This window comes from Peribacillus sp. NPDC101481 (assembly GCF_044767165.1).
Lineage (GTDB): Bacteria > Bacillota > Bacilli > Bacillales > DSM-1321 > Peribacillus.
Genome location: NZ_JBIWNJ010000002.1, coordinates 1,777,814 through 1,804,750 on the forward strand (window position 1 = coordinate 1,777,814; position 26,937 = coordinate 1,804,750).

28 protein-coding genes, 2 pseudogenes and 2 riboswitches are annotated in these 26,937 nt (G+C 37.8%); of the genes and pseudogenes, 24 read left to right on the plus strand and 6 right to left on the minus strand.

All coding sequences use genetic code 11. The features are described from left to right. The first annotated feature begins 64 nt into the window (after window positions 1-64). The 6 genes and pseudogenes from ACIROD_RS18520 to ACIROD_RS18545 all read left to right on the plus strand — a co-directional run bounded on the left by ACIROD_RS18520 (window position 65) and on the right by ACIROD_RS18545 (window position 5,874). Window positions 65-862: a DUF2935 domain-containing protein gene (locus ACIROD_RS18520; RefSeq protein ID WP_402942792.1), complete on the plus strand. Its 798-nt coding sequence runs from the start codon at window positions 65-67 to the stop codon at window positions 860-862. A 241-nt stretch (window positions 863-1,103) separates the two neighbouring features. Continuing rightward, window positions 1,104-1,754, plus strand: coding sequence for a GntR family transcriptional regulator (locus ACIROD_RS18525; protein WP_402942795.1), 651 nt, complete (start codon window positions 1,104-1,106; stop codon window positions 1,752-1,754). 113 nt (window positions 1,755-1,867) lie between these two features. After that, the gene (locus ACIROD_RS18530) at window positions 1,868-2,656 is read left to right on the plus strand and encodes an SDR family NAD(P)-dependent oxidoreductase (protein WP_101222105.1); all 789 of its coding nucleotides are present in this window, start codon (window positions 1,868-1,870) and stop codon (window positions 2,654-2,656) included. A 34-nt stretch (window positions 2,657-2,690) separates the two neighbouring features. Continuing rightward, entirely contained in the window at window positions 2,691-3,443 is a 753-nt protein-coding gene (locus ACIROD_RS18535; RefSeq protein WP_101222106.1) for an SDR family NAD(P)-dependent oxidoreductase, read from the plus strand. A 52-nt stretch (window positions 3,444-3,495) separates the two neighbouring features. Then, window positions 3,496-4,281 carry a glucose 1-dehydrogenase gene (locus ACIROD_RS18540; RefSeq protein ID WP_402942800.1) on the plus strand — a complete coding sequence of 262 codons (786 nt, stop codon included), beginning with the start codon at window positions 3,496-3,498 and terminating at the stop codon, window positions 4,279-4,281. Window positions 4,282-4,599: 318 nt separating this feature from the next. After that, window positions 4,600-5,874: pseudogene (locus tag ACIROD_RS18545) on the plus strand (transposase). Between the two features lie 280 nt (window positions 5,875-6,154). Here the strand turns inward: ACIROD_RS18545 and ACIROD_RS18550 are convergent. After that, complete coding sequence (locus ACIROD_RS18550; protein ID WP_101222108.1) at window positions 6,155-6,310, minus strand: DUF4021 domain-containing protein; 156 nt, start codon at window positions 6,308-6,310, stop codon at window positions 6,155-6,157. 231 nt (window positions 6,311-6,541) lie between these two features. Between ACIROD_RS18550 and ACIROD_RS18555 the strand changes: the two genes are divergently transcribed. Further along, window positions 6,542-7,189 carry a lysozyme family protein gene (locus ACIROD_RS18555; RefSeq protein WP_230176307.1) on the plus strand — a complete coding sequence of 216 codons (648 nt, stop codon included), beginning with the start codon at window positions 6,542-6,544 and terminating at the stop codon, window positions 7,187-7,189. 43 nt (window positions 7,190-7,232) lie between these two features. Here ACIROD_RS18555 and ACIROD_RS18560 read toward each other — a convergent pair whose 3' ends face one another. The 4 genes from ACIROD_RS18560 to ACIROD_RS18575 all read right to left on the minus strand — a co-directional run bounded on the left by ACIROD_RS18560 (window position 7,233) and on the right by ACIROD_RS18575 (window position 9,747). Then, window positions 7,233-7,784 carry a DUF402 domain-containing protein gene (locus ACIROD_RS18560; RefSeq protein WP_402942804.1) on the minus strand — a complete coding sequence of 184 codons (552 nt, stop codon included), beginning with the start codon at window positions 7,782-7,784 and terminating at the stop codon, window positions 7,233-7,235. Window positions 7,785-8,019: 235 nt separating this feature from the next. After that, entirely contained in the window at window positions 8,020-8,520 is a 501-nt protein-coding gene (locus ACIROD_RS18565) for a VOC family protein (protein ID WP_402942807.1), read from the minus strand. Window positions 8,521-8,806: 286 nt separating this feature from the next. Then, window positions 8,807-9,220, minus strand: coding sequence for a VOC family protein (locus ACIROD_RS18570; protein WP_260357617.1), 414 nt, complete (start codon window positions 9,218-9,220; stop codon window positions 8,807-8,809). Between the two features lie 59 nt (window positions 9,221-9,279). After that, window positions 9,280-9,747 (minus strand): DinB family protein, encoded by a 468-nt coding sequence (locus ACIROD_RS18575; RefSeq protein WP_260357618.1) that lies wholly within the window; start codon window positions 9,745-9,747, stop codon window positions 9,280-9,282. 156 nt (window positions 9,748-9,903) lie between these two features. Here ACIROD_RS18575 and ACIROD_RS18580 point away from each other — a divergent pair, with 156 nt between their 5' ends. Together ACIROD_RS18580 and ACIROD_RS18585 are read left to right on the plus strand one after the other, a co-directional pair. After that, window positions 9,904-10,395 (plus strand): hypothetical protein, encoded by a 492-nt coding sequence (locus tag ACIROD_RS18580; protein WP_402942811.1) that lies wholly within the window; start codon window positions 9,904-9,906, stop codon window positions 10,393-10,395. 186 nt (window positions 10,396-10,581) lie between these two features. After that, window positions 10,582-10,962 carry a VOC family protein gene (locus tag ACIROD_RS18585; RefSeq protein WP_101222114.1) on the plus strand — a complete coding sequence of 127 codons (381 nt, stop codon included), beginning with the start codon at window positions 10,582-10,584 and terminating at the stop codon, window positions 10,960-10,962. Window positions 10,963-11,043: 81 nt separating this feature from the next. On the opposite strand, the gene ACIROD_RS18590 is transcribed toward ACIROD_RS18585, so the two are convergent. Next, window positions 11,044-11,364, minus strand: a complete 321-nt coding sequence (locus tag ACIROD_RS18590) for a 2Fe-2S iron-sulfur cluster-binding protein (protein WP_101222115.1) — start codon at window positions 11,362-11,364, stop codon at window positions 11,044-11,046. Between the two features lie 275 nt (window positions 11,365-11,639). Here ACIROD_RS18590 and cdaS point away from each other — a divergent pair, with 275 nt between their 5' ends. From cdaS to ACIROD_RS18665, 15 genes and pseudogenes are all read left to right on the plus strand, one after another. Next, entirely contained in the window at window positions 11,640-12,260 is a 621-nt protein-coding gene (cdaS, locus tag ACIROD_RS18595; RefSeq protein ID WP_402942814.1) for a sporulation-specific diadenylate cyclase CdaS, read from the plus strand. Between the two features lie 253 nt (window positions 12,261-12,513). After that, window positions 12,514-13,260, plus strand: a complete 747-nt coding sequence (gene map / locus ACIROD_RS18600) for a type I methionyl aminopeptidase (RefSeq protein WP_101222117.1) — start codon at window positions 12,514-12,516, stop codon at window positions 13,258-13,260. A gap of 246 nt (window positions 13,261-13,506) precedes the next feature. Then, the gene (locus ACIROD_RS18605) at window positions 13,507-14,259 is read left to right on the plus strand and encodes a PadR family transcriptional regulator (protein ID WP_260357622.1); all 753 of its coding nucleotides are present in this window, start codon (window positions 13,507-13,509) and stop codon (window positions 14,257-14,259) included. Between the two features lie 113 nt (window positions 14,260-14,372). Next, complete coding sequence (locus ACIROD_RS18610; RefSeq protein ID WP_260357623.1) at window positions 14,373-15,620, plus strand: GTPase family protein; 1,248 nt, start codon at window positions 14,373-14,375, stop codon at window positions 15,618-15,620. 116 nt (window positions 15,621-15,736) lie between these two features. Then, the gene (locus tag ACIROD_RS18615; protein ID WP_402942819.1) at window positions 15,737-16,879 is read left to right on the plus strand and encodes an acyl-CoA dehydrogenase family protein; all 1,143 of its coding nucleotides are present in this window, start codon (window positions 15,737-15,739) and stop codon (window positions 16,877-16,879) included. 621 nt (window positions 16,880-17,500) lie between these two features. Then, complete coding sequence (locus tag ACIROD_RS18620) at window positions 17,501-18,175, plus strand: C40 family peptidase (RefSeq protein ID WP_101222120.1); 675 nt, start codon at window positions 17,501-17,503, stop codon at window positions 18,173-18,175. 358 nt (window positions 18,176-18,533) lie between these two features. Continuing rightward, the gene (locus ACIROD_RS18625; RefSeq protein WP_402943004.1) at window positions 18,534-18,650 is read left to right on the plus strand and encodes a cation transporter; all 117 of its coding nucleotides are present in this window, start codon (window positions 18,534-18,536) and stop codon (window positions 18,648-18,650) included. A gap of 194 nt (window positions 18,651-18,844) precedes the next feature. Then, window positions 18,845-19,177: a (2Fe-2S) ferredoxin domain-containing protein gene (locus ACIROD_RS18630; RefSeq protein ID WP_260357624.1), complete on the plus strand. Its 333-nt coding sequence runs from the start codon at window positions 18,845-18,847 to the stop codon at window positions 19,175-19,177. A 161-nt stretch (window positions 19,178-19,338) separates the two neighbouring features. After that, window positions 19,339-19,413: pseudogene (locus ACIROD_RS18635) on the plus strand (Lrp/AsnC family transcriptional regulator); the annotation flags it as partial. Between the two features lie 286 nt (window positions 19,414-19,699). Beyond that, entirely contained in the window at window positions 19,700-20,890 is a 1,191-nt protein-coding gene (locus tag ACIROD_RS18640; protein ID WP_402942824.1) for an ATP-binding protein, read from the plus strand. Between the two features lie 73 nt (window positions 20,891-20,963). Beyond that, window positions 20,964-22,985 carry an acetoacetate--CoA ligase gene (locus tag ACIROD_RS18645; protein WP_402942827.1) on the plus strand — a complete coding sequence of 674 codons (2,022 nt, stop codon included), beginning with the start codon at window positions 20,964-20,966 and terminating at the stop codon, window positions 22,983-22,985. 213 nt (window positions 22,986-23,198) lie between these two features. After that, window positions 23,199-23,792, plus strand: a complete 594-nt coding sequence (locus ACIROD_RS18650; protein ID WP_402942830.1) for a TetR/AcrR family transcriptional regulator — start codon at window positions 23,199-23,201, stop codon at window positions 23,790-23,792. Window positions 23,793-23,902: 110 nt separating this feature from the next. Further along, complete coding sequence (locus tag ACIROD_RS18655; protein ID WP_402942833.1) at window positions 23,903-24,061, plus strand: hypothetical protein; 159 nt, start codon at window positions 23,903-23,905, stop codon at window positions 24,059-24,061. A gap of 233 nt (window positions 24,062-24,294) precedes the next feature. Then, window positions 24,295-24,837 (plus strand): NADPH-dependent FMN reductase, encoded by a 543-nt coding sequence (locus ACIROD_RS18660; protein ID WP_260357628.1) that lies wholly within the window; start codon window positions 24,295-24,297, stop codon window positions 24,835-24,837. A 1,213-nt stretch (window positions 24,838-26,050) separates the two neighbouring features. Further along, window positions 26,051-26,296, plus strand: coding sequence for a hypothetical protein (locus tag ACIROD_RS18665; protein WP_101222127.1), 246 nt, complete (start codon window positions 26,051-26,053; stop codon window positions 26,294-26,296). A gap of 277 nt (window positions 26,297-26,573) precedes the next feature. Continuing rightward, a riboswitch (glycine riboswitch) is annotated at window positions 26,574-26,673 on the plus strand. Window positions 26,674-26,676: 3 nt separating this feature from the next. Next, a riboswitch (glycine riboswitch) is annotated at window positions 26,677-26,733 on the plus strand. Window positions 26,734-26,937: the final 204 nt, after the last annotated feature.

Consider the following 26,937-nt stretch of genomic DNA (forward strand, 5'->3'; position numbering starts at 1 on the left):
TTGTAGGTTTAGGAATACAAATTATAAGTGAGTTTCTTATACTTTAAATTATGGGGGAGAGAAAATGAACGAGTTTTTGGAGAAAACAGCTAGATTCGAGCATCGGTTTTGGCTGCAAATCTTAGTAGACCATGCCAGGTTCATCCATGAGTCTTTAGCGCCGGTTGAAGTGGAAAACATTGAAATTGCCTCTGAATTCATTCAAGTTTTTGATGCTCTCCTTGGTCAAGCCAATTCGGAAGAGATCTCGCAACTTACTGCCATCGCAGAAGAAGAGACATTAAGATTTCGGGAGTTTAAGCTAAGCCTAATTAAAGAACATCTGGTAGGTAAAATAAAAATACATCTTTCACCTTCATTCATTAATCATATGGTGAACGAATTAGAAGAATATTTAAGATTATTGAAATATTTCAATTCAGATCAAATGCCGCCGGTTTTTCATGAACTTCATCACCATTTAGTTTGGCTGTTAGATGCAGCAGGACATGCAGGTGCAATATCATCCAATATGGATGACGTTGAAAAAAGGTTAAAAGAGAAAAGTGACCAATATAAAAAACATTTTAATGATTTTTATTTAAAAGCTGTTGAAATGGCTGGATTTTTACGAACCAATCTGTCAACATTCCCAGCATTGGAAAAAATGAATGCCGACGTCACATTGGAAATTAAATTCTTCCAGCACTTCCTGCTTGAATTGGAGGAGCTTGACCTTAGTGCGCAGGCTCTTGGAACGCTTTCGCCATTAATGGCAGATCATATGTGGCGAGAGGAATGTTATTATTTAACGAAACTCGCTGAATCGACAGACATGGAAAAGCCAAACTGCGATCCAGCGAAACCGAGGCTAGTTGATTAAAAAATACACATGGAGCCCTTTATATAAAAGGGGCTCTAGATCTGTTGCATTTTTACCGCCAAAATCAGTAGAATATGGAAAACACTTAGAAGAAGCGATCTGACATTAAGTCTTTTTGAGCTTTTTCCATATAGGAAAATACGTTTTTCTTGGCTGGTTAGCATTAAAGGAAGTTAATTCCTATCCTTATGTTATACTAAAAAAACCACAATTAATTATAGAAGTATAGGAGTGCTGAAAGATGTTTGGAAATACTTCCAATTTGACAGATGGCATTTATTTTGGAGAATCGTTACCACAACAAATCGCTAAACACATTTTAAAAAAAATTATTGAAGGTAAAATAGAAGCTGGTGAGAAAATCGTGGAAGAAGACATTTCCAAAGAATTGAATACTAGCCGTGCACCAGTACGCGAAGCCCTTTATTTACTGCAGGTTGACGGTATTGTTGAGAGAATACCTAGGCGGGGAACGATCGTCAAGCCATTTTCACAAAGGGAAATCATTGAATATAATGATGTTACGATCGGACTGATCCAGATGGGCATTGAATTTTCCCAAGGGAATTGGCACTCAGAAAATAAGCAATCATTACAAAAGCATTTGGAAAGTGCAACCGATGAGTGTGAAAAAGGTAATGTTATCGAGTATCAAAAAAGGGCAACACAGATATTTCGATATATTTTTTCAATCGCTAATAACAAAGCATTAGCAAGATTTTTTGAAGAAGCCAGTCATATCCTCATGGTTTTTGCCCAAAGTCAATGGAATACGGAAACGATGGAAAGTTTCCATTTCAGATTAAAGATGTCTATTGAGGCCATTCTAGAAGATGATTTAGTTAAAGCAAAAAATGAAATTCATGAAGCCTTGAATCGTGGAGTGATGTAGAGTCTTTGACTCTAAAACCAAATTGTCGACAATCGACAAAAAGAATGTTATTATGTAATCGTATTCAAGCAAGAATATTATCACCAAGATCAAGGGGAGAAAGGGAGAATATTATGCAAGCATTTGATTTTACAGAAAAAGTAGCAATTGTTACCGGTGGCGGCGGGGGTATCGGCCGGGCAGCTTCTATTACACTTTCAGAAAATGGTGCCAAAGTGGTTGTTGTAGACCTTTCCGAAGAGGCTGGCATGCTAACGGTAAATGAAATCAAAGAAAAAGGCGGCGAAGCCAAATTCGTTAAAGCCGATGTTACAAAGGAAGACGATATAAAAAATTATGTTCAAAAAACGATAGATTTCTATGGAAAAATCGATATTTTCTTGAATAATGCAGGTTGGGAAGGCAAAATAATGCCGCTTATCGACTATCCAGCTGAGGTTTTCGATCAATTAATGTCAATAAATGTACGAGGTGTTTTCTTGGGCATGAAACATGTATTGCCCCATATGATTGAACAAAAAAGCGGGGCGGTCGTGAATACAGCTTCTGGAGCTGGTTTACTGGCAACGCCAAACATGGTGGCGTATGGCGCTAGTAAACATGCGGTTCTAGGAATGACGAAAACAGCTGGTGTCGAAGTAGCTCCACATGGTGTCCGGGTGAATGCCGTCTGCCCAGGTGTCGTCAACACGGCTATGATGCGGTCGATTGAAAGCGGATTTGGTCAAGGAGATTCCGCGGCAGCTGAAGCGGCTAGAAAACAGTTGGAAGCAACGACTCCGGATGGCCGGTATGCTGAGCCGCAGGAAATTGCAAATCTAATGATGTACTTAGTATCCGATCTTTCCAGCCACATTACGGGTCAAGAACTTGTAATCGACGGAGGGGCCATTTTAATCTGATAAGCAACAAACTTAGTTAAAGGGGGACGAATACATGAGTTTACAAGGAAAGGTCATAATTATTACAGGAGCAGGCAGCGGAATTGGAAAGGAAACGGCATTTAAATTAGCTGATCAGGGAGCTATTGTCGTAGCGGCTGACTACAATGATGTTGCCGCTAAAGAAACGGCTGAAGCTATTCAACAAAAGGGAGGCACGGCATCTTTCGTGAAAGTGGATGTAGCTAGTGCGGAAGAAGTGGAAGCGATGGTCGAAGCTGCAATTGCCAATCATGGCACCATCAATGGCATTTTCAACAATGCTGGAATTGGACTAGTAAAACCATTTTTGGAGATGGATCCAGAATCATACCACAGAGTAGTTGATGTTGACCAACACGGCGTTTATTATGGCATGTATTATGCAGCAAGGAAGATGGTTGAGCTTGGTGTAACAGGCGCAACGATCGTTAATACAGCTTCAATATACGGGACGATGGTTTCTATTGGCAGCTTTAATTACCATGCTGCAAAAGCAGCAGTCATCGCGATGACTAAATCCGGTGCAATTGAACTTGCGCAATATGGGATTCGTGTTGTCGGAGTGGCACCAGGATTTATCGAAACGCCGATCATTGGTGAAGATCAAGAGTTCCTGGACAGTTTGGCTCAACTTCATATGAGGAAAAAATTGATTCAGCCAGAAAAAGTTGCTGAAGTTGTAACGTTCTTGTTCTCTGAAAAAGCGGATGCCATTAATGGACAAGTCATTCCAGTTGATGATGGATTCTTAAGCTTTAAGGGGTAATCAGTATAATTAATTAAATTTTCAAGATAACTTAAAAGGGGAGTTTTGACATATGAGCAAAAGATTCGATGGCAAAGTTGTAATCATTACAGGGGCAGGATCAGGTTTAGGTCAAGCAGCCGCATTGGAAATAGCTAAAGAAGGAGCTAAACTTTCATTAGTTGATTTAAACGACGCATCTTTGGAAGTGACAAAAAAATTAATCTTAGACTTGGCACCAAACTCGGAAGTGCTTCTGGTCACTGCAGATGTATCGGATGAAGAAGCAGTAAAGAACTATGTAGACCAAACAGTCAGCAAATATGGCAGAGTCGATGGATTCTATAATAATGCGGGTATTGAAGGTAAACAGGCCCCTATGGCTGAATACGATAGCAACGTTTTCAACAAAGTAACGGACATCAATATCAATGGTGTTTTCTATGGTATGAAATACATTCTGCCAATCATGAAAGAACAAGGATCAGGGGCAGTGGTGAACGTGGCTTCTGTAGGCGGAATTCGTGCTGTGCTTAACCAAGCTGCGTACGTTGCAAGTAAACATGCTGTAGCAGGCTTAACAAAAACAGCTGCCATAGAATATGGCCAATATGGTATCAGCATAAATGCCATTGCACCAGGAGTAATCTTAACAGCGATGGTAGAGGGATCATTCAGGCAAATAGGCGGAGAGAATTGGGAAGAAGCAATGGCGGAATTCGTCAGTGTGAATCCTAAGAAACGCTTCGGTAAACCTGAAGAGGTCGGCCGTTTAGTCGCTTTCCTATTATCAGGGGAATCAGAGTTCATCAACGGTGTAGTCATTCCGATTGATGGCGGACAATCTTCACAATACTAATTGAGAAAGGGAGTGACAGTAGGTCACTCCCTTTCAGACTGTAGACAAACTCGATGAAAATCGAGTTTGTCTACTTTTTTTGGGCTTGTACAAATTTGGACGTTGATTTCCACTTCAGGCACTCGCTTTCCGCGGGCGGTCCGGGAGCCTCCTCGGCGCACTTGCGCCTGTGGGGTCTCCCTTGGACTCGCTATTCCCGCAGGAGTCTCGCACACCCGCTCCAATCAACTATGTTTAAAATTTTAGATGAAACTCCTTATGCCTATAGTCTTTTTTGTTTTAAAATAGAACTATTAAAATTTGAGGTGATGAGGATGCATGCTTTCGAAACATAATTCTATTCAGCGAGACCAACTTGAAATGATTACTTTTAGATTAACTGGTGCCGGCGAATCATTTGGTTCGTAAAATTGAGGCTTCCATTGACTTCACTTTCATTTATGACTTGGTGAAAGATATGTATTCAGAGGTAGGACGCCCAAGTATTGATCCAGTTATTTTAGTTCGGTATTCCTTGCATGCGTAAAACGATTGAAGAAGCTTAAACAAATATGGCTTACCGTTGGTTCTTAGGCTATGGTTTCCATGATAAAATACCTCATTTCTCAACGTTCGGGAAAAATTAGAGCGACGTTATAAAGGTACAGACCTGTTTGAACAGATTTCTATCGCATCTTAATGACAGCTGCTGATAGAAAGTTAATAAGTGCTGAACACGTATTCGTCGATTCCACACATGTGAAAGCCAATGCGAATAAGCGTAAATTTGAAAGGAAAATCGTACGCAAAGAAACACGAGCTTATCAAGGACGTCTTCAAGCAGATAAATTTGATAAGGAAGAAACCAAAGCAATTAAAGAAAGTATCACGGATCCTGAGAGTGGCTACTATGTGAAAGATGAACGAACAAAACAATTTGCCTATTCATTCCACGCAACCGCAGACCGCGACGGTTTTGAATTGGGAACGATTGTAACACCTGGTAATACACATGACAGTCATATTTTGGAGCCACTTGTTGAGCAAGTGATTGAGAAAGTTGGAAAACCAGAAGCAGTTGCAGCTTATAAAACACCAGAGATTACTTGCTACCTAATTAACAAAGAAATCACACCTGCTTTACCCTATACACGTCCTTGTACAAAAGAAGGATTCTTTCGCAAACATGACTATGTTTACGATGAACACTTTGATTGTTACCTTTGCCCTTCGGGCGAAACTTTAAAGTACACAACAAAAAATAAAGAGGGCTATCGCGAATACAAATCGCCAAAACAAAATTGTGCAACATGCTCATTTTTATCACGGTGTACAGAAAGCAAAGACCATCAAAAAGTAGTGACACGGCATATTTGGCAAGCATATGTGGAAGAAGCAGATAATCTGCGTCATCATCAAGAGGTAAAACCTATATATGCGAAACGCAAAGAAACAATTGAGCGTGTATTCGCAGATGCAAAAGAAAAGCATGGTATGCGTTGGACTACTTTAAAGGGACTTAAAAATTAGTTGATGCAAGCGATGCTTACTTTCGCTGCCATTAATTTAAAGAAGATGGCCACTTGGACATGGCAAGGTCCTAAAATGGTTTAACATAGTGGCTCGAAGAGCCCAAATCTCTTAACCTTTGGTCAAAATTTCAAAGGGAATTTAAAAAGGGGTTCGGAGTTTTTTAATTTCCGAACCCCTTTTGTATCCTTTTAGTTAATGATCAAATGAATTTAAATTTGGACAAAACGAAGACTTTTTCGGTTTTCGTTTTTTTGCATATTCAAAAATCAGTTCATATGAAACTATATACGATCCTTTAGAATTTAAACACATAGAAAAACGCCATAAAAGGCGATTTACAAATATTCAAGAAACCCCATCGTTACTTTTCTTTATCGTGTAGCTTATCTTCATATTCAGTTTCCAACATACCATATAGACCATTCATTTCTTGTTCATCTGGATCTGCCCCAAATTCGTTTCTATATTTCCCCTTTTTATCATCAAGGATTTCTTCTTTTTCACTCTTCTTGTCCATACATATCACCTCCAACCAGTAGGGTGTCTCATTGTCCTAAAAATATGCACTGTGTGACTCTGTTCCTTTTAAGATTTTGCGGCGGCTAAGTTAAGTGGTTGAGAAAATACACTAATTACAATTAATGCTAATCCAGTTTGCAGAACATTTAATTGGGTATTCTAAATAGTTATTACTCTTACAATTTGTTAAGATATAAATATATTAACTTAGAGATAACGGAGAGAGAATGTGAAGAAGAAACGTAAGAAATCAAAGAAAGTTTTTAACATTTTCATCCTGATTTTCGTATTTTTGCTCATTAAGGAGATCATGCAAACCCCATATTCCGAAAATGTTACCACATCAGTAAATACGCTTGATTCCTTTGCGAACGTGAAAAAGTATAGTTCACTTCTGCAAGACGAGTTGACTAAATACGGACTTGAGGAGCATACTTCGACATTGATTGCTTTGATGCAGCAGGAAAGCCGAGGGCGGGGCGGTGACCCAATGCAGGCATCTGAGTCAGCGGGCCTTGATCCAAATACAATCACTGATCCAACGGAAAGCATTAAGTATGGAGTGAAACATTTTAAGCGGATCAATGAATATGGCAATGAAAAGGGCGTTGATTTTGCCACGATCCTTCAAGCATATAACATGGGAATTGGTTATATTGATTTCGTTGCGAATGAAGGGGGCAAGCATAATGAAGAGCTTGCAAAGAAGTTCTCCATGCTTCAGGTCGAAAAAAACCCCACGCTCTATGATTGCGGCGGTGACAAAGATAATTTTCGATATCCATATTGCTACGGTGACTACACATACAGTGCGAAGGTATCTAAGAACATTGAGGAGCTTGGCGACAGTATATCGGCTCAAGCTGATAGTGAGTGAGGGAGAACAAAAAGCCTACTGAATGAAGTAGGCTTTTTGTATGTCATTTGTTGTTCAGCCATGGAAGGAGGTCTTTATGTTTATAGAGCTTCTCGGATTCTGAAATGGTTTGTGAAAGAAGAATATCAATGGAATCAAGTAAGGAGATTAGGGCTTGTTTAACAGAACCACTCTCAAATTGCTCTAATGGCACAGGTAACTCTTCCTCGTCTAAAATAAAATATTCCCCACCCGGAAGCACCAATATATCTATAATCAAATCCTCAAAGGATACCAACTTATCAGCCATATATGTATTTCTTACAATATTAAAATAGGATCCTAAATAATTTCCGTCGTTATCTCTCCAAATGTATAAATTATAAGGACGGTCTTTCCAATAATAAGCAATTGTATAACTGCTTACAGGAATGGTTAATTTTATAGAACCCGCTTTCATCGTGAACGAATCCATGATTTCATGAAAAAGCACGACATGTTGATTTTGTTCTTTTAACAGCAAACAGTTATGCTCTACAACTATAGAGTCGTAACGGATTTTTCTTTCTATGATTTCATCGCCATGTCGTAGTGTTGGTATAAATATATTTTCCATTGTATCTATTTCTCCCTTAAAACCATTTAGATCATTTATGATAATATACTTAAGAAAGTTTATTCTTACTAATAGGGGCTATCGCCAGGAAATGCGGATTTAAACTTTTAGGAAATTCAAATATCAAAACCTAATTTCACACCTGCAATACCGAGAAACTAGGTTTTAGTTACTTCAAAATCGTATGATTTTCAGGAATGAATACAACTTTACTAGATAGATGTTTCTTAGGAACCTAACCTATATACGCCTGCTTTAAAGTTTTAATGTCAATTTTCTTCATTTGGAGCAGCGCTTTCATAACTCTTTCCGATTTTTCAGTGGCGGAGTCGTTTACCATCTCGGTTAGATATTCAGGGACAATTTGCCATGACACACCAAATCGATCTTTCAGCCAACCGCACACTTGCGCCTTTTCATCTCCACCTTCAGAGAGTTTTTCCCAATAATAATCCACCTCTTCTTGATCCTCGCAATTGATGATAAATGATATTGCCTCGGTAAATTTGAATTGCGGACCGCCATTTAATGCTACGAATGCTTGTCCGTCCAGTTCAAACTCCACGGTCATCACTGATCCCTCTGGTTTCCCGTGGATTTGATTTCCTGCATTACCATAGCGAGTGATTCTTCCGATCTTAGAATTTTCGAATATGGAAGTGTATAACTTCACCGCCTCTTCAGCTTGTGTATCAAACCACAGGTTGGTTGTGATCTTTTGAATCTTATTTTTCATAATTTTTTCTCCTTTATTGTTCTCAAGTTTAGCCAGGAAAACTAAACACTGCTATTATCATGGAAATGCGAATTTATTCGATAAGATTAAATACCTTGAAGGTACCCTATTACTATATACCATTTATCATGACCTATTGTAAGGGTTAGGGTGCCGTTTTGTGTATTCCAACCGATCATTAAACTAATCGCGTTAATCCTTTGCTAGTTACAATATCCTTGCCTAAAACACAAAAGGATATAGAAACTTTTCACCAGTGAAAAGCACTATATCCAAATTCCATTTCTCAGCTCTCGAAGTTAAATTGCCATTTGATTCCGAATTTATCGGTTAACTGACCATAAATTTTACTCCAGAATGTTTCTTGGAGCTCTACACCAACCGTACCGCCTTCACTTAGTTTGTTAAAAATCGATTTAATTTCATCCAAATCATTACTGACATAAGCCAGGCTGATATTGTTTCCTTCAACAAAAGGCATTCCAGGAAAAGTATCTGAAAACATGATATTGCTTCCATTTATATTTAGCCTTGTATGCATGACTAAATCTTTCGCTTCTTCTGGAAGAGTAAAATCCGGATTAGGCGGTGTTTCCCCAAAGGTCATGATATTTGGTAGTTCCGTTCCAAAAACCTCTGCGTAGAACTCTACTGCTTGTCGACAATTCCCATTAAAATTAAGATATGCATCAACTGACATTTCTTTCACTCCTACTTTTTTATTTGTTATTCAATGCTCCAAATTTATTACATAATGCATTATTGCCTTACGAAAAATTCCGGCGGTTCAATTCCGAGTGTTCTAAGGTAGATATAACCCTGGCCCCTATGGTGGATTTCGTTTTCCAACGCATATTGAAGTCTATCAAAGTGGCTTTGTGAGGGACCGAAAAAAGGATCCTTTTCGACCACTCCAAGCGTTTCCTCGGTCATTTCCTCCCACAGCTTCCTCGTATCATCCCTTACTGCTTCGCATGCTGATACAAGTTCTTCTTTGGTAGAAATTCCGGCAAACGAATCTGGAAACTCCCAAACACCCAGTGCAATTCCACGCATATATGCAGTTTCAATGTTCATGATTTCTTTAACCATATCTGCGAAAGGGCGAAGCTCCCTGGCCGGTGCATAATTAAACAATTCCTTTTCAGGGAAAGCTTCAACCACCCTCAACGTCAAGCTCCTGTTGCCTTCCAATATATTTAACAAACCCTCTTTCGATAGAACCACAATTTCACTCTCCTTTGAGAAATACTCTGTATAGAAGTTCTGTGAAAAATCAAAAAGTCCTGCTAATTACTTTATTTAAAGATTGCATAGCTTTTTTTATCTACCGGTGTAGACTTATAAGTAACACTTAAATAATTAATAAAGGGGAAATGTCATATGTTCGGTTCCTTAAATAGAACAAAATTAATAAAAAATGATTTAAAAAGCATTGCGAAATTAATGTATCAGGATGTATCAAAAGATACTTGGGATCAAGAGAACCTAACAAAGAGAAATTTAGATTTCACTATTGAAAGCATTCGCTATATAGATGCTTATACGAAAAGATTATGTACTACTCAAATGGGTAGTGAACTTTTAAAGAATCATTTTGATAATTTTGTGATAAGAATAGGTGCCTATATTGGAGAAATTATAAAAAGGAATATAAATCAAGATTTTAAATGGTATGAATATGATTCTGTATATCATTTTTCTTCTGCACTTGATGGGGTGCATAGGGGCATTAAAACAGCAACGGTTCTTTACTCTAAAAAGAGAGATAGAGTTATAGTTCCTTTAACTGTGGTAGCGCAATATCTGGAAGGGAATTCGACATATACAGATTTCTTGAAATACGTAGAAGAAACAATTAAGCAAAATTCGTAAAAGATAACTGCTTTTCTTAAGCAATCGTGCAGGTTCAAAAACCTCCCAAAAATTCATTTTTGGTAAATATTGATTAAATCTAGCATATATAATACGATTTAATCAGTTATATATTTCCAACCAACATGATGCTTATACATAAATGATTCAATTAATAACGGAACCAGCAGAAAGGGAGAGAAGCAAATGATTAACAAAGTCGGGCAAATTATGTTATATGTAAATGATCAAGACGAGTCATTGAAATTTTGGACGGAAAATTTCGGTTTTAGCGTAATTTCTGAAGAAGATAATGGCCAAGGGCTAAGATGGATTGAAATAGCCCCAACAAAGGTAGCAGAAACGAGTATCATCCTGCATAATAAAGAATTCATTGCTAAAATGCAGCCTGAATTAAATCTTAATACACCTTCGTTAATGTTTTACTCGGATAATCTTGATGAATTATATAAAGACTTTTCAGAGAAGAATATCAAAGTGGGAGAGCTTGTAACTATGCCATCTGGAAGAGTCTTCAATTTTGCTGATAATGAAGATAATTATTTTGCGGTCATGGAAAAGAAGTAATTCATTTGGCTAAAGATTAAAAAAACATCAAAACAATTGTTTTGATGTTTTTTGATTAAACTGCGACACTTACGAAACTATTCAGTCGGCAGGCCTTGGCCCAGCAGGAATTCCAGAGTTTTCTACCGTCTTGATCGGCCGAACGGTAATGTCTCCATTCACGTAAATTTGACAAGATAAACGTAAATGATCTTCCATTCCTTTTTCCTCAAAGATCTTTTTTTCTTTATGTGTGACCTCCAAAAAATCACCCGCCAATATTTCAACTCTGCAAGTTGTACATTTAGCCTTCCCGCCGCATCGGTGGAGAATATTTATACCGTTATCTTCCAATGCTAATACTAATTTTTTTCCCATTTCAACTTCAAATGTTCCTTGGTCAAATACGGTTACATAAGGCATCCAATACCACCTCTTATATAGAATATCTTTCAACAGGTCATTAACATATCTATTCTTTTACGTTGTCCATATGACATAAAAAAATGTGAAGTCATTACTTAATTGATAGTAAAGATGAATAATTAATTATCGTGAAGACAAACTTTAAGTACATTCATAATTATAAATTTAACTAGGCATAACTAGAGCTACGAAAAATAAGATTGGTCTTTGCGAGGCCAATTAAGATTTATTGAAAGAAAGAGAGTGAAATAATAAAGGGGAGGTGCATGACTGTGAATCATGGCAATTGTGATTTTTCACCAATGAAACAAATGTTAAAAGAGGATTTACGACAAGTAATATCAGCTTTACAGGATAACTTAGAAGCAATGGGTGATGAAAATTATTGTCTTCTTGGAAATTTCGAGAAAATAAAGGATAAATTTATATACATCGATATGAAAGCAGCTACATTTTATTTGAATTGTTATTTGTCACCGTTTACGGACAAATATCCAGAGTTATCAACTTGCGTACAAAATTTGTCGAATTTGAGACACGGCGGCTTGATTGTGATTCAACGGGGAGACCCTATTGATTCATTGATTCAACCCGGTATTTCAATAGGCGCGGAGTTAACCCATTCTTTACTCGAATCAATTTTTTTCCCTGGAAATCCACTGCATGATGGTGCCGTTTTGGTTAATAAAAATCAGATTGTTTCCGCAGCAAATGTCCTTCCGCTTTCAGACAGATCAACAGGGGAAAAAAAACTTGGAACACGCCACCGCTCTGCATTAGGTTTATCTGAACGAAGTGATGCCCTGGTATTGGTAGTATCAGAAGAAACAGGAAGAGTTTCATTTGCGTTAGATGGAAATCTGTACCCGGTTAATACACATGGGCCTATATAAAATTTTTGAGACAATTAAGTCCAATCGTGATTATAAATTCTAGGTAATTCTCACCTGGAATATTCATTTGTGTAAAAAACGTAAACGCTGGCTTCCATTTTTATTTTTCTCGGAATTACTGGTACAAAAAAGGCCATGAATTAATTAACCCGGTGATTTTTACCGGGTTTTTGGTTGCTTTTTATATAAAAAAAGGCATATGATAAACAAGGAGTCTCAATCAGAAAAGTTATAAAACGAAAGAGGATTTTAAATGATAACCATTAAAAGTGAAAGAGAAATAAATTTGATGCATGAAGCGGGCAAACTTCTTGCTGCGACGCATAGAGAAATTGCAAAAATGATAAAACCGGGCATCACGACTTGGGAAATCGAAGAATTTGTCGATAAGTACTTGGCAGAGCATGGTGCTACACCAGAACAAAAGGGCTATAACGGATATAAATATGCAACGTGTGCTTCAGTGAATGATGTTATTTGTCACGGCTTTCCGCAAAAGAAAGCCCTAAAAGAGGGAGACATCGTTACGATTGATATGGTGGTGAACCTTAACGGTGGTTTGGCGGATTCCGCTTGGACATATGCGGTCGGTGAAGTTTCCGATGAAGCTCAGCGTTTAATGGATGTAACCAAAAATGCTTTATACAGGGGCATCGAAGTCGCACGTGCAGGAAATCGTCTCGGGGACATCGGGCATGCAATCCAGTCATATGCAGAAGGTGAAAAGTTTTCTGTTGTTCGCGATTTTACAGGCCACGGAATTGGTAAAACCATGCACGAGGACCCAACAGTCCTACATTATGGTAAGCCAGGTAAAGGTGCCCGTCTAAAAGAAGGTATGGTCATCACGATCGAGCCAATGCTGAATGCAGGAACATGGCATATGAAAATGGATCAAGACGGCTGGACGGCGAGAACGGCAGATGGAAAGCTTTCCGCGCAATATGAACATACCCTTGTCATTACAAAAGGTGAACCGATCATTTTAACGGAACAGTAAACCTAAAGAAGAAACGGCCTTAACATGGGCCGTTTCTTCTTTTTATTTTTTACACTATTTCATAATAAACCTCGACAGAATATTCAGAATCTACCCCATCCAACATTAGATAGAATCCGAAAAATTAGTACTAGGCAGTTAGGCATTAAAAACTTTACTATTATGTGGCAGCACAGGATAATAAGGGGAAGGAAGAAATATTTAGATGATATGTTATATAAACAGTAAATAAAGGGGGTTTTGACAGTGAAGAAAGGGGAAAAACTGTCTGCAACGGTTGAAACGGTTGGGTTGAGCCAGCGGGAATTTTTAACGATTTTCTTACTTCACTCTTTGAGGATAAAAGCGAATTATCCAAGGGCGATTCATCAGGACCTGAAAAATACGTTCACTGGCAAAGTACATAGCTATGACTATTTATGTAAAATATCCAATACGCTAGTCGATTCCAATCATTTATCCTTATATACGAATAAGGGAAGAAATTATTATCAAATAACGGAAAAAGGGAAAGAGCTTTACATATGGTACCAAGAAAATTTCCTGGAACGGTTCTCCGAAGTGAAAAAGGTCATCGATCGCTTCATGTTCGATTTAAGGGGATCTGGTGAAAACCCACCGGTTGTTAATGAGCTTCCTGAAGAATACAGGTCGTATTTCTCGAAAATAATATCGGTGAAGGATCTAGTCCGTTATGTAACCTTAAAAGCCGCTTTCACTAAGAAGCCCATTTACATGGGGGAAATTGGCGATCTGCTTAAGAATCAGTTCGGTTGGATCGCTTCTAACGGTTATTTATACGATTTATCTCATGAAATGGAAGAGAACGGGCTTCTTGTCGGCAGGTGGGAAAGTGAAAAACGAACTAAACGCTATTTACGAATCACCGATGAAGGACAGCATCATTACAAACAGATTGCGGATTCTGCAGCATTTCAAGTTCAGGAAATCCAAAAATACATGGCCAGTGTCATTATGTTCTTAAAAGAAAAGAGTTAAATGAATATATGGAGCCCCTTAATTTTGCAAGGAGAATGAAGTTACATGCTTAAATTGAATCGTTCAAGGGTAAATGTTACTTAAAAACACTTCTTAACAAGGGGGAATGAGTGATGGTGGAAAAACATGATGAAATGGGAAGCATATTCAGTTTCATTAAAGGCCAGGTAGATAAGCTGCCCATTTCACAATCAAAAAAGAACAAAATGCTCGACCAGCTCTTAAAGCTTAAAACGATGACAGTTGATGCAAGGGAACCGCGAATTGCTCTTGTCGGCAGGCGTGGTTCCGGAAAATCATCACTGATCAATGCGATGTTTGGTCAGGAGCTCCAATATGTCAGTTCCGTTAAATCCGGAACGGGTAAGGGAAAATGGCTATGGTACCCGAGTGATGCCGAGCCCAAGATTCGTTTGCTGGACTCCCGCGGGCTGGGTGAGAGTGAAGCTCCTACGGAAGATTTCGATGAAGAAACACCATTGGGTGAATTGATAAAAGCGGTAACAGAAGAACAGCCTGATGTGTTTCTTTTCTTGATTAAAGCAAAAGAAACGGATTCACGGATTGAAGAAGATTTACAAGAATTGAATAAGCTGCGCAAGATCGTTAAAGAGAATCACCATTATGATGTACCCGTCATTTGTGTGGTCACCCAAGTGGATGAATTAGATCCGCCTCATTATAAACAAGCACCTTTTGATGCCAATCCTAAGAAAAAACAGAATATTGATGAAGCCATCGCTTTGATGTCAAAAAGATTTAAAGAGAGTGAAATACCACTTTTGAACATCATTCCTACTTGTTCGTATATTGATTTTGATGAAAGTGGAAATATTGAATATGATATGCGTTGGAACATAGATTTGCTGTCTGATTACTTAATTGAGGCCTTACCCAGTGAAGCGAAGCTGAAGACAGCCAAAGCGATGCAGAGCCAATTCGTAAAGAAAAAATTCGCGCGGACGATAGTGGGAACGTTTACGGCAATCGCAGGTTTAATCGGTGCAGAGCCAATACCTTTTGCCGATTTTCCCATTTTGACCGGCATTCAAGGTTTGATGATTGTGGTGATCGGTTTTATCGCGGATAAAGAAATCAATACAAAAACGGCAAGTGAATTCATTGCTGCATTAGGGATCAATGTCGGAATCGGTCTCCTTGTCAGGGAAGGTGTCAGGGCTGCAGTCCGTTTCATCCCAGGAGCCGGCCTAGCCGTTTCGGGTGCGGTAGCGGGCGCAGTCACATATGGAATCGGGCAAGCGGCGATAGCTTACTTTCTCGAAAACAAAAATATTGATCAGGCTAAGGAAGCATACAAGAACGCGAACAAAGAATATAAAAATGAAGACATCGACTCTTAATGGGCAGATTCGAACCATAAACTACACTAAGGTGATATGATAAAGTGGAGTTAGCAGTTCTGTTTCTGCTGCTGGATGGTCCAGGATTTTTGTTTACCACAGGAGGGGTGATCTTCATGTCGTTTTTTCAATCACAGAAGCAAAAAGAATATATACAAAAATTAGAAGAAGCGATTCAGTCGTTTTCCGGTCGATCTGAGGCACTTGATGATTCAAAGGGATTTCCTTTTGAAAACATTCAGGAGTTAAAGGAATTCGGATATCCCCGATTAACTTTAGCAAAAGAGGATGGGGGGTACGGCGGTTCCTTATATGATTTTCTCCTATGCCAAGAAAAAATAGCTCAATATTGCGGCCCAACAGCCTTAGGAATAGGCTGGCATGTCGGAACCGTCCTCTCCTTAACGGAGAAGAGACCGTGGGAAAAAGAAGTCATGAAAGAGTTGTTTGATGAAGTGTCGAAAGGTGCTCTAATCAATACGGCAGCATCTGAGACTGGAACGGGAAGCCCGACGCGCGGTGGCAGACCGGAAACGATCGCTATCAAAAAGGGTAAACAATGGAATTTGAATGGCAGAAAGACTTTTACTACACTCTCTCCCATCCTTGATATTTTTCTTGTAACGGCATGGGTACCCGAAGATGAGTGTTTAGGCACTTTTTTAGTTCATCGTGATGTAACGGGTGTAAGTATAGAAGAAACTTGGGATATGATCTCCATGCAAGGAACAGGAAGTCATGATTTGGTGTTAACTGATGTCAGCCTGCCTGAAAAGTATTATGTCATGAAAAGCAATACTGGTGAAAAAAGAAAACCTGAAGCGTGGCTATTACATATACCGGCTTGCTACTTGGGAATTGCAGTGGCTGCCAGAAATTACGCAGTCGAATTTGCGAAAACCTATTCTCCCAATAGCTTACCAGGACCAATCAGGGACCTTCCGAATGTTCAACGTACAATTGGGGAGATGGAACTGGAATTGGGGGAAGCACACCATTTCCTCTACTCTGTCGCAGAAAAATGGGTGCGGCAGCCTGAAGATCATGATGAACTATCGAAGCAATTGGGTGCTGTTAAGTTATCGGTCGTCAATAAATCGATTTCCATCGTCGATAAAGCGATGAGAGTCGTCGGAGCCAAAAGTTTACAACGAAACAATCCCCTGCAACGCTACTATAGGGATGTACGCGCAGGTCTCCATAATCCTCCGATGGATGATGCGACTATAACGATGCTCGCAAAATCCGCTCTTTATTAAGTTCATATTCGAATATGGCACTGAAATGACTTCGTCGTTTTCAGTGTTTTTTGCTATTCTTTTTCTAATATTATTTTGTGTTTTCGTTGCAAGTGCAGTTTTTAGGAGGGGGCTAGTACCTATTAGGTGTAGTCTTTTTTGTACACATGTACCACTTCTAGAGTGTGGGGAAAATTAGAACAAAACATTTATAAAGTTAAGATTGGAAAAGCCAGGTATTCACAAACTTAAGAACAAACATCTGAACGAATTTAATGGATTCAAATACAAAATAAAAAGAGTCAGGAAAAATACTATTCACACCGAATCAAAGGGAAGGTGCCCTACCACCCAAATATTAGTTGAAAGCTAACTCATAGAACCATTTTGGGTTCAATTTTTTGATGGATAAAATATGGATAATTTTCATAAGATACCCACAATTTTAAGTTCTGTTAGTAATTTAAAATCTACCAAAGAACATATCAATTTCCGGAAGATATTTGGGGTATTATAGATATTTTGTCACTTCTGCTCAAATACTGCATAATTTTGTAATGATAATGTAAATTAAGGAAAATATGTGTGTCACTTAAGGATGATAAAATTATAAAAAAGAGATTTTATCGGGGGAAATAGTAAATGAAAAAAATTATTGCTTCAGTAGTAGTGACGGGATTGTTACTTTCGAATCCTTTGGTAAGTAATGCTGCATTAGGAGATCGTACGTTAAAAAGTGGAATGACTCATACCGAAGTAAAACAATTACAAGGGGTTTTAAAGAATAAAGGGTACTTCACTAATAAAAACACTACTACATATTTTGGCACAGTCACTAAAAGTTCGGTAGTGAAATTTCAAAAAAAGAAGGGCTTGAAAGCTGACGGTATTGTAGGTCCGAATACATATAAGGCTTTGGGGATTACAAAAAAAACTGCTCAAAAGTCAAACGGTAATTCATCTACTAATCTGGTAAGTAACGCTAAAAAATATTTGGGTGTACCCTATGTATGGGGAGGGAGTACACCAAAAGGTTTTGATTGCAGCGGATTTTTAAAATATGTTTTCGAAAAAAGTACCGATGTGACTTTGCCTAGAACTGTTGCGGAAATGTATAAGAAGGGGAAAAAGGTTTCTTCACCAAAAGTTGGGGATCTTGTTTTTTTTGAAACCTATAAACCTGGCGCCTCTCATGCGGGCATTTATATTGGAGGGAACCAATTCATTCATAGTTCCTCTTCAAAAGGTGTAAGTATTACTTCGATGAATAATAGCTATTGGTCAGAAAGATATTTAGGTGCAAAAACATATAATTGATAGGGTTGACTTTTAACTTTTATAACAATAAGCCCAGTTCTTTTTCAAGGACTGGCTTTTTTTATTAATCTACAAATAGGTTATTATATCGAGAAGTCCTATGAAGATGATAACCACACTTCTTTTCGTTATTATTAAGGAACCTTCTGCCCCAATCCGGAAAGGTTTAACCATGAAACAGATGCTTTAATGTTTTATATGATCTTTAATGAGCATTATTGGTTTTACATAAATACCAATACCGAGAAACAAAGCACTCGAAATCGGAGAGAATCCGCCAACCCATGCAACTAAAATAACTCCTAGTAATAGAAAGTCTCTGAATCGGTGCTTGGCTTTTTTGTCTTGAGGGCATTGCATTAAAGCGATTGAAGGCAGTGTAGAGAAATTGCCTGGAGTTAACACTGTGAAAGAAAACTTGGATTCAGGAACTGTTGAAGTGGAATTAAATCCAGACATGTACAATAACATTTAATATTGAATCACGATTTCGTTTAGAATAACATATACTTTACCAAGGTATGGTTTATTATAACCCTGGTCGTTAATTGTTTCCTAACATCCTATTGAAATGAAATTTGATAAAACTGGCTGCTACAAAGTGTGGGGAGAATTTAAATTTGATGTAAAGTCAAAGAGGTCAAATAAAAAGGAAAAAGGGGATTTCTTATGAACTTAGATGGGGTTAGCAAACATCTATTAATTTGCAACGGGAAAACATGCACGAAAAATGGAGCAGAAGAAGTAACAGAGACCATTAGAGGGGAATTGAAAAACTTAGAACTACAAAAAAAGATTCACACAACAAAAACATTATGCAACGGCCAATGCAAGCATGGGCCGATAACTGTTTTATATCCACAAGGAACCTGGTATAAAGAAATGAATAAAACAAAAAGTAAAGAACTTATTCGTCAATTGAAAGAAAATGAAAATGTTCATCTAGGTTCAGAACTTTATTACCATGATGGGAAAACATACAAGAACCATGAGAGTGAATGAACTGTAACATCTTATTTTATATCTAAAAAGGTTTCTGTACAGGGAGCTTTTCTGGAAAAAATTGAGATATTCAATAGACTGATCATTTATACCAATCAGCCCATATTTCCATCAATAGCGTTTCTTCTCCCCATTAATACTAATTGAAAATTGGTCTATTAGAAAAAATGGAAGTTTTGGAAAGAGCATTAGCGTCTATGCCAGAAGTATTGGAGTTTCATTGTTTAACAGGTGAGTAGTAGAAAATTCAATATTTTTACCAATCTGAGGGAAAAATACCCGTTCGTAAAAGTACACTTTACGAACGGGTATTTTCCTGGATGGAGGAAGAGGAAACTTTTAATTCCTTCATGTTAATTTCACTAGCTTATTATTCTCTATCTTGTTAAGATTGATATACCTGTCTAAATCTTCGAAAAATATCGAAAGTTCGGTGTAAAAATGAATCTTATGACAAAAGATTTACTGATTAACTTTTTAATTATCCTTTTTCCGATCTTTTTATTGCAAATGAGCTATCTAGTGAAGTACGTATACCGTTTAGATGCATTAAAAGGATCCTTCCTATCGATTTTCCCTATTCTTTCACTTGTTCTATGCATGTTATTTCCCGTTGTTATAGAAAAGGATTTTGTTTGGGATCTTAGATGGATCCCTTTTCTATTAGGCGGTTTATATGGAGGCTACCGGTTAGGAATCATATTGATAGTCATCACTCTTGTTATCCGCTATTTATCAGGGGGTGATAATGGATTTTATATATCATGCATCACTTTTCCACTAATGGGCATTTCCCTGTTTTTTATATCTAAGTACTATCTAAAAATGTCTGTCAGTAAAAAAATCCTTATTGGCATATCATTAATATTCATTGTCCATATTCTTACGCAGTTTATTTCAACAGTCGTATTTGAACTTACTATCGGCATAAGCATATGGAAACAGTACTTCACGATCCAAGTCATTGGAATCGTTGTTGTAATCTTACTATGGGAGGTCATCCTCACTAATTTTCAGGTTCTCGAAAAATTAGTGAAAGCGGAAAAATTGCAGATCGTTAGTCATCTGGCTGCAAGCATATCTCATGAAGTCAGAAATCCCCTTACGGTTACTAGGGGATATATTCAAATGTTAAGTGAAGACGTGTCTTCCCATACAAAGGTCAAATATGCAAATATTGCACTGAAGGAATTGGATCGGGCCACGGATGTCATTAATGATTATTTGACGTTTGCTGCCATAAGCCCTGAAAACACGGAGCGATTAAGGGTATCAGAAGAAATTCAGCATGTCGTGAACAGCATAAAACCCTTGGCTAGCAATAATGGAACTGAATTGAAATTATCCTTATTCGAAGATGGAGCTTATTATATCATGGGGGAAAGGAAGAAATTCCAGCAGTGCTTGTTCAATATCTTAAAGAATGGGATAGAATCGATGGACCATGCTGGCGAAATATACATAGATTTAATTCATGCTGCCTCCACCATCCAAATTAAGATCCAAGATCAGGGAATTGGAATGACACAGGAACAGATATACCGTTTAGGTGAACCTTACTTCACGACAAAGAATAAAGGGACGGGATTAGGAATGATGGTTTCATATAGCGTTATCAAAAGCATGGAAGGAACGGTACATGTGTCAAGTGTACAAGGGAAAGGGACATGTTTCTCTATTAACCTGCCCATACATAAATACGAGCCTATTTAGTTTAGTGTAAATTGACGGTTTTATACACATAGATTACAATTTAAGTAAACTACCAATATTATGAAATGATTCAATGACGCATTTGATACCTAAGGGAGATGATTGTATGAAATCGCTTACAGATGGACAAATCATTTGGGAACCGACAAAGGAACAAATCGAGCAAACGGTATTGACTCAATATGTGAAATGGTTAAAAGAAAAGAAAGGTTTAACGTTTCATGATTATCATGAATTATGGAAATGGTCGGTAGATGAACTGGAGGAATTTTGGGCTTCAATTTGGGATTATTGTGATGTAAAAGCAGCCAGGAAATATGACAGGGTTTTAGCGGAGCAATCAATGCCAGGTGCGAAATGGTTCGAGGGGGCAAGGCTTAATTATGCTGAAAATGCATTATGGAATGAGCAAGAAGAGAAAACGGCGATTTTTTTCCGTTCCGAACATATCAGGCAGCAGGAAGTCAGCTGGAAAGAGCTGAAAGAAAAAGTAGCTTCTGTCGCCCATTCATTAAGGCAACTTGGTGTGAAATCCGGTGACCGTGTTGTTGCCTATATGCCAAACATACCTGAAGCTGTCATAGCTTTCTTGGCAACAGCAAGCATAGGTGCCATTTGGTCCAGTTGTTCACCTGACTTTGGGGCAAGAAGCGTCATAGATCGTTTCAAACAGATTGAACCGGTTGTATTACTGGCTGTTGATGGATATCAGTACAATGGAAATGTATATGATAAAACATCAGTCGTCTCCCAGCTTAAACAGGAATTGATCACTGTAAAGCATACCGTTCTGGTACCTTACATAGAAAAAAAGAATTTGGAAGTGAATCTGGCAGATACGATTCCTTGGGATGACCTTTTAAAAGAAAAGACAGAATTATCTTTTGAAAATGTTCCGTTCGATCATCCGCTTTGGATTCTCTATTCATCTGGCACAACCGGAATGCCAAAACCAATTGTACAAGGGCATGGCGGTATATTATTGGAGCATTTAAAATCAACAAGAATCCATCAAGGCATGACTTCCGAGGATACTGTATTCTGGTTTACGACGACAGGCTGGATGATGTGGAATCTCCTTATGGGCGGTTTGCTTAATGAAGGGACCATCGTCCTTTATGACGGCAGTCCTTCTTTTCCGAATATGGATGCCCTTTGGGAATTGGCTGAAGATACAGGCATGACTTTCTTTGGAACAAGTGCACCATTCCTTACGAATTCCATGAAGTTAGGAAACAAGCCAATGGGAAAATATGATTTATCGAAATTGAAGGCTCTTTTTTCAACTGGGGCTCCATTGTCTGGCGACGGTTATAAATGGGTGTATGAGAATGTCAAGAAGGATATCTGGCTCAGTTCATCCAGTGGCGGAACCGATGTTTGTGCCGGATTTGTAGGTGGCGTTCCAACATTGCCCGTAAGAATCGGAGAGATACAAGGAAGAGCATTGGGTGTTTGTGCGGAAGCTTTTGATGAGCATGGTCAAACATTGATTAATGAAGTCGGTGAATTGGTAATTACCAAACCGATGCCATCCATGCCGCTATACTTCTGGAATGATCATGACGGGACAAGATACTACGAGAGTTATTTCGATACGTATCCTGGCATATGGAAACATGGTGATTGGATAAAGATTGACGACAAGGGCAGCTGTATCATTTATGGTCGTTCCGACTCGACCATCAACCGTTCTGGTGTACGGATGGGAACTAGTGATATCTACCGGGTCGTCGAAGCGATCGACGAGGTGATGGAAAGCCTTGTCATTGATAGGGAAGTGCTTGGCCTCGGTTCCTCACTGCTGCTGTTCGTTGTCCTTAAACCCGGTAATGGCCTGGATACAGCATTGACGGCAAAAATCAAGGAACAAATCAGAGGGCATGTGTCCCCTCGCTTTATCCCTGACCAAATCCATGTCGTTGAACAAATTCCGAAAACCTTGAACGGAAAGAAAATGGAAGTCCCGATACGTAAAGTGTTATTAGGTTTCGAGTTTGATAAAGTAGTGAATGCAGACTCCATGGGAAATCCAGAATCGCTACAGTTCTTTAAAGAATTAGCTCTCGAGTTGAATGAGAAAAAAATATTCTAGCAATCAGGCGGAGCAAAATGCTCCGTCTATTATTAGTTTTCCTGAATGGGTATGGTGTTAATTCTCCAATAAGTTTCTATCATTTGGATTGGCCTACCGTCTTAAAAAGAATATGTATTGCTGGAAATATTTCCTTGACAATTTTAAAACAGCTGAATAGAATAAAATATATAGTCAGTAAGTACTGACAGTCTATTCAGGGGAAGTGAGAGCATGAGCAGCAGTAATAAGCTAAGTACCGATGATAAGCTGCTGTTGGCGGCAATCGATCTAATCGCAGAGAAGGGATACAATGCTGTTACTACTCAGGAAATTGCTGGTGCCGCAGGTTTGAGTGAAAAAACACTGTTTCGTCGGTTTGGAAGCAAGCTAAATCTTCTAGAAAAAGCATTTGATCGATATCATTATGCCGAAGAGATGACAATACTTTTTAATGAAGAGCAAATCGTGTGGGACTTACATTCAGACTTACAACTGATCAGTCGAACATATCATGAAATCATGAATCGTAACCGTAAAATGATTATGATAAGTATCAAGGAGGAAGGCAATTTACCTGGGTTTCGAGAAAAAACACAAAAGCATCCTCGACAGTTACTGAAAATTTTGACAAACTATTTTAACACGATGTATGAGAAAGGAAAGCTTATTCACACTGAACCAGAGCTTCAGGCACTGTCGTTCATGATGATGAATTTTGGAGCCTTTATGAACAACCTGGATGCCGATGAAAACTATCCAACCGTATCCCTGGAGGCATTTATAACTGAGAGTGTGCAAATATTTACTAGGGCTTTAACTCCCTAGTTTTTTATTAAAAATAATGACAGTCAGCACTGACACCCTTTAATGATAAAAGAAGATGCCAATTATTAATGAATTGAAAAAAATATGTTAAATGACAGGAGATTATGAATATGAAATCAAGTAATACAATAGTATGGATTAATGTATTTACAGCTAAACCAGGCAAACTAGATGAATTGGTTGCTATCCAAGCTGAAGAACTACTCAATTTTAAGAAGGATCACAAGGTGTTCCTGGTTGGATCAGCAGTCGTTGGCATCGTTCTGTAGAAAATAATAAGGCAATTATGGTAACTACCTTTGAGAGTATTGATTTTCATAAAAATTGGTTAGAAAAAAGTGAATTTAGAGAACATCTTAACAAAATAAACCATCTCATTGAAGATACAGAAGGTGGGTACTACACGTTAGTGGAAGAGATAAAAAATATGTAATCAAACAAATTATGAGGTTTTTATTCTTAACCAATTTATTTGCCAGTCATTAACGAGGAGGAGAAAACATTGGAAAAATTAAATATCGGAATTATCTTAGGAAGCACACGTATAGGACGCGTAAGTCCACAAGTAGGAAGTTGGGTAAAAGAAATAGCTGATGAACGAAAAGACGCAAATTATGAAATCGTCGATATCGTAGATTTTAACTTGCCATTTGTTGGAGAAGGCACTGGTAAAGAACCAGGATTATTAGCTTGGTCAGAAAAACTTTCTGGCTTGGATGGTTTTGTGTTTATCGTACAAGAATACAATCACAGTATTACAGGGGCCCTAAAAAACGCACTTGATTCCGCACGTGATGAATGGAACAACAAAGCTGCGGGCATCGTGAGCTATGGTTCAACTGGCGGAGCCCGTGCAGCTGAACATTTGCGTGGCATCTTAGGGGAATTACTAGTTGCGGACGTTCGGGTAAATCCAACATTATCGCTATTTACAGACTTTGAAAACTTCAAGACGTTTAAACCAGCTGATTTACACCTTGGGAATGTAAATGCAATGTTAGATCAAACGATTGCATGGAGCGGTGCCTTAAAAAAATTAAGATAAGCTTGATAGTTTACTAACCGCCTTTAAAGTAGCTTTCCTTGCCATGCCACTATACTCTTACATGGATTATGCACAGTTAAAAAGCAAAACTGCCTTCTAAAATTCAGCCTAGTTTAAAAGATTTAGTATAGCGGAATATTTAATATGTTTATTGAAAATGGTGACAAACCATTGGTTAGTTCTATAAGACCTATTGTAGAGTTGACACAAACTGTGCGATTATATGGGCACATAAAACGCCCGAAGGGGCAAAAAGTAAATGTTTCTTTAATTTTCTTTCGCATCTTTCTATTACTTTGCGAATAAAAAGTCCTTAACGAGTCTTTTTAAAGAAATGTATGGAGCTACACCATGCTTAGAATATATTGATTCGTTAAAAAGTATTATATAGAAGAAACAGAAACATTGATCAATTCACCAGAAATTTTAAGCTATATTGGAAACCGTACTAACCAAACATGATCAATCGTAGAAACGGATACAGCAATGTTGAAACAAATGAAGTTATTGCTACAAGTTCACCTTACTTTAAATCAGATGTGTCTTGAATGTACATTTTTTTTTACCAGAATTGAATATCAATAAATGACCGCGAATGAAGAAAATTATTTTTCAAAAGCTTTATGGTTTTCTGAAGCATTGTTTACAGGTATACAGCGCATCTATTTAAGTACTTGGGACTTTCTCTTTATATGCCTTATAATACATCTGTTAAACCAAAGGAATTAGAACGAGTATATTTAAATTATATGATTTACTAAAAAAAATTGTTTAAGACATTCTTTATTCCTATTTAACGATTAATGGAATTCATTTTTTATATTAGAAAAGTGATTATATAATAAAGTCATTGTTGCTATGAGCTCCAATGACTTTTTCTATTTTAAAGCAAAACTTCTTTCGAATGGTATATTTACTTGCTAAGTTGAGTATTCACCTCCCTTTTTTGATGTGAATATTTGTTAGTGAAATATCTTACTATCTATAAAAGAAATATACAAAAATAATAAGTATATATAGATTTGATCATACTTTATGAATATGTTTTAAAAGAAGCTGGTAAAATGAATCGGGAATGGTTTCGTTAACACGTCAAGCATTGTGAAAATGGATACGTGATGATATATATAAACCCTATTGACCCAGATTATGTTATTCTATTTTTGTTTACATCAGTCCGTCAGAAAAACTGTAAAGGGGGTATAAGGTTAAAATGGTTAAGGAAAAGAAACTCAAGCTAAAGAAGCCAAAGAAGTGGTGGGGATGGGTTCTAGCATTTGTCATCATAGCTAATACAGTTGGTGGTGGGGACAAAGAGGAAGTTGCTAAAGAAGAGCAGGCTTCTGAAAATACTGTTGAACTTAGGGAGGAAGCTCCTAGACAATCTTTACTGCTGCAAGGAATTTCACGAGTCTCGAATTTTCTCTTTTTCCATACATCAATTATGTTAAAACTATAGATATTATTTCCTCTCCCGGCTTTGAATTTTGCCGTATTGTCAATCGAAAAATGCCGATATTTTTGCATATACATAAGCGTGTTTGGGATTCTAACAACATAGAAAAGCTGCTAATAAGCTTGATTTTTCATAGCTAATAACCTCTAAAATATCCTGATCATAAAGTTCAAATTTGTCCATTTTTAGATTTCAGAAAATATAGTTTTTTCAGATAATCATTGAAACATCCATTAAAAACCGATAATATACAACTATTAAAACAACTTTATATCAGCGGATGATGATTGTGGGAGAGTCTAAACAATGTTTAGCACCGAAGGAGCAAATCCTATAAAAGCAGGAACTAATCTCTCAGGTAAAAGGACTACAATTGGACGCGTCTCTGAAGAGAGCCATAGGCCACCGAAGGAGTTAAACTCTCAGGTAAAAGGACAGAGGAAGGTAGGAAAATACCTATCTTTCCTCTGCCCTTTTTTGTACTTGGGAAGATAAAAAGAGAGGAGTGTTAATTGAGATCTGTAGATAAATGATCTATCCTTTGATTTGTACAATTAATGCTATATTTTCAAAAATGGTTGGTAGCTTTAGTTTAAAAATCTATATCCAGTACCCATCAAAGAAAACGCTTACATCGGTGAGGC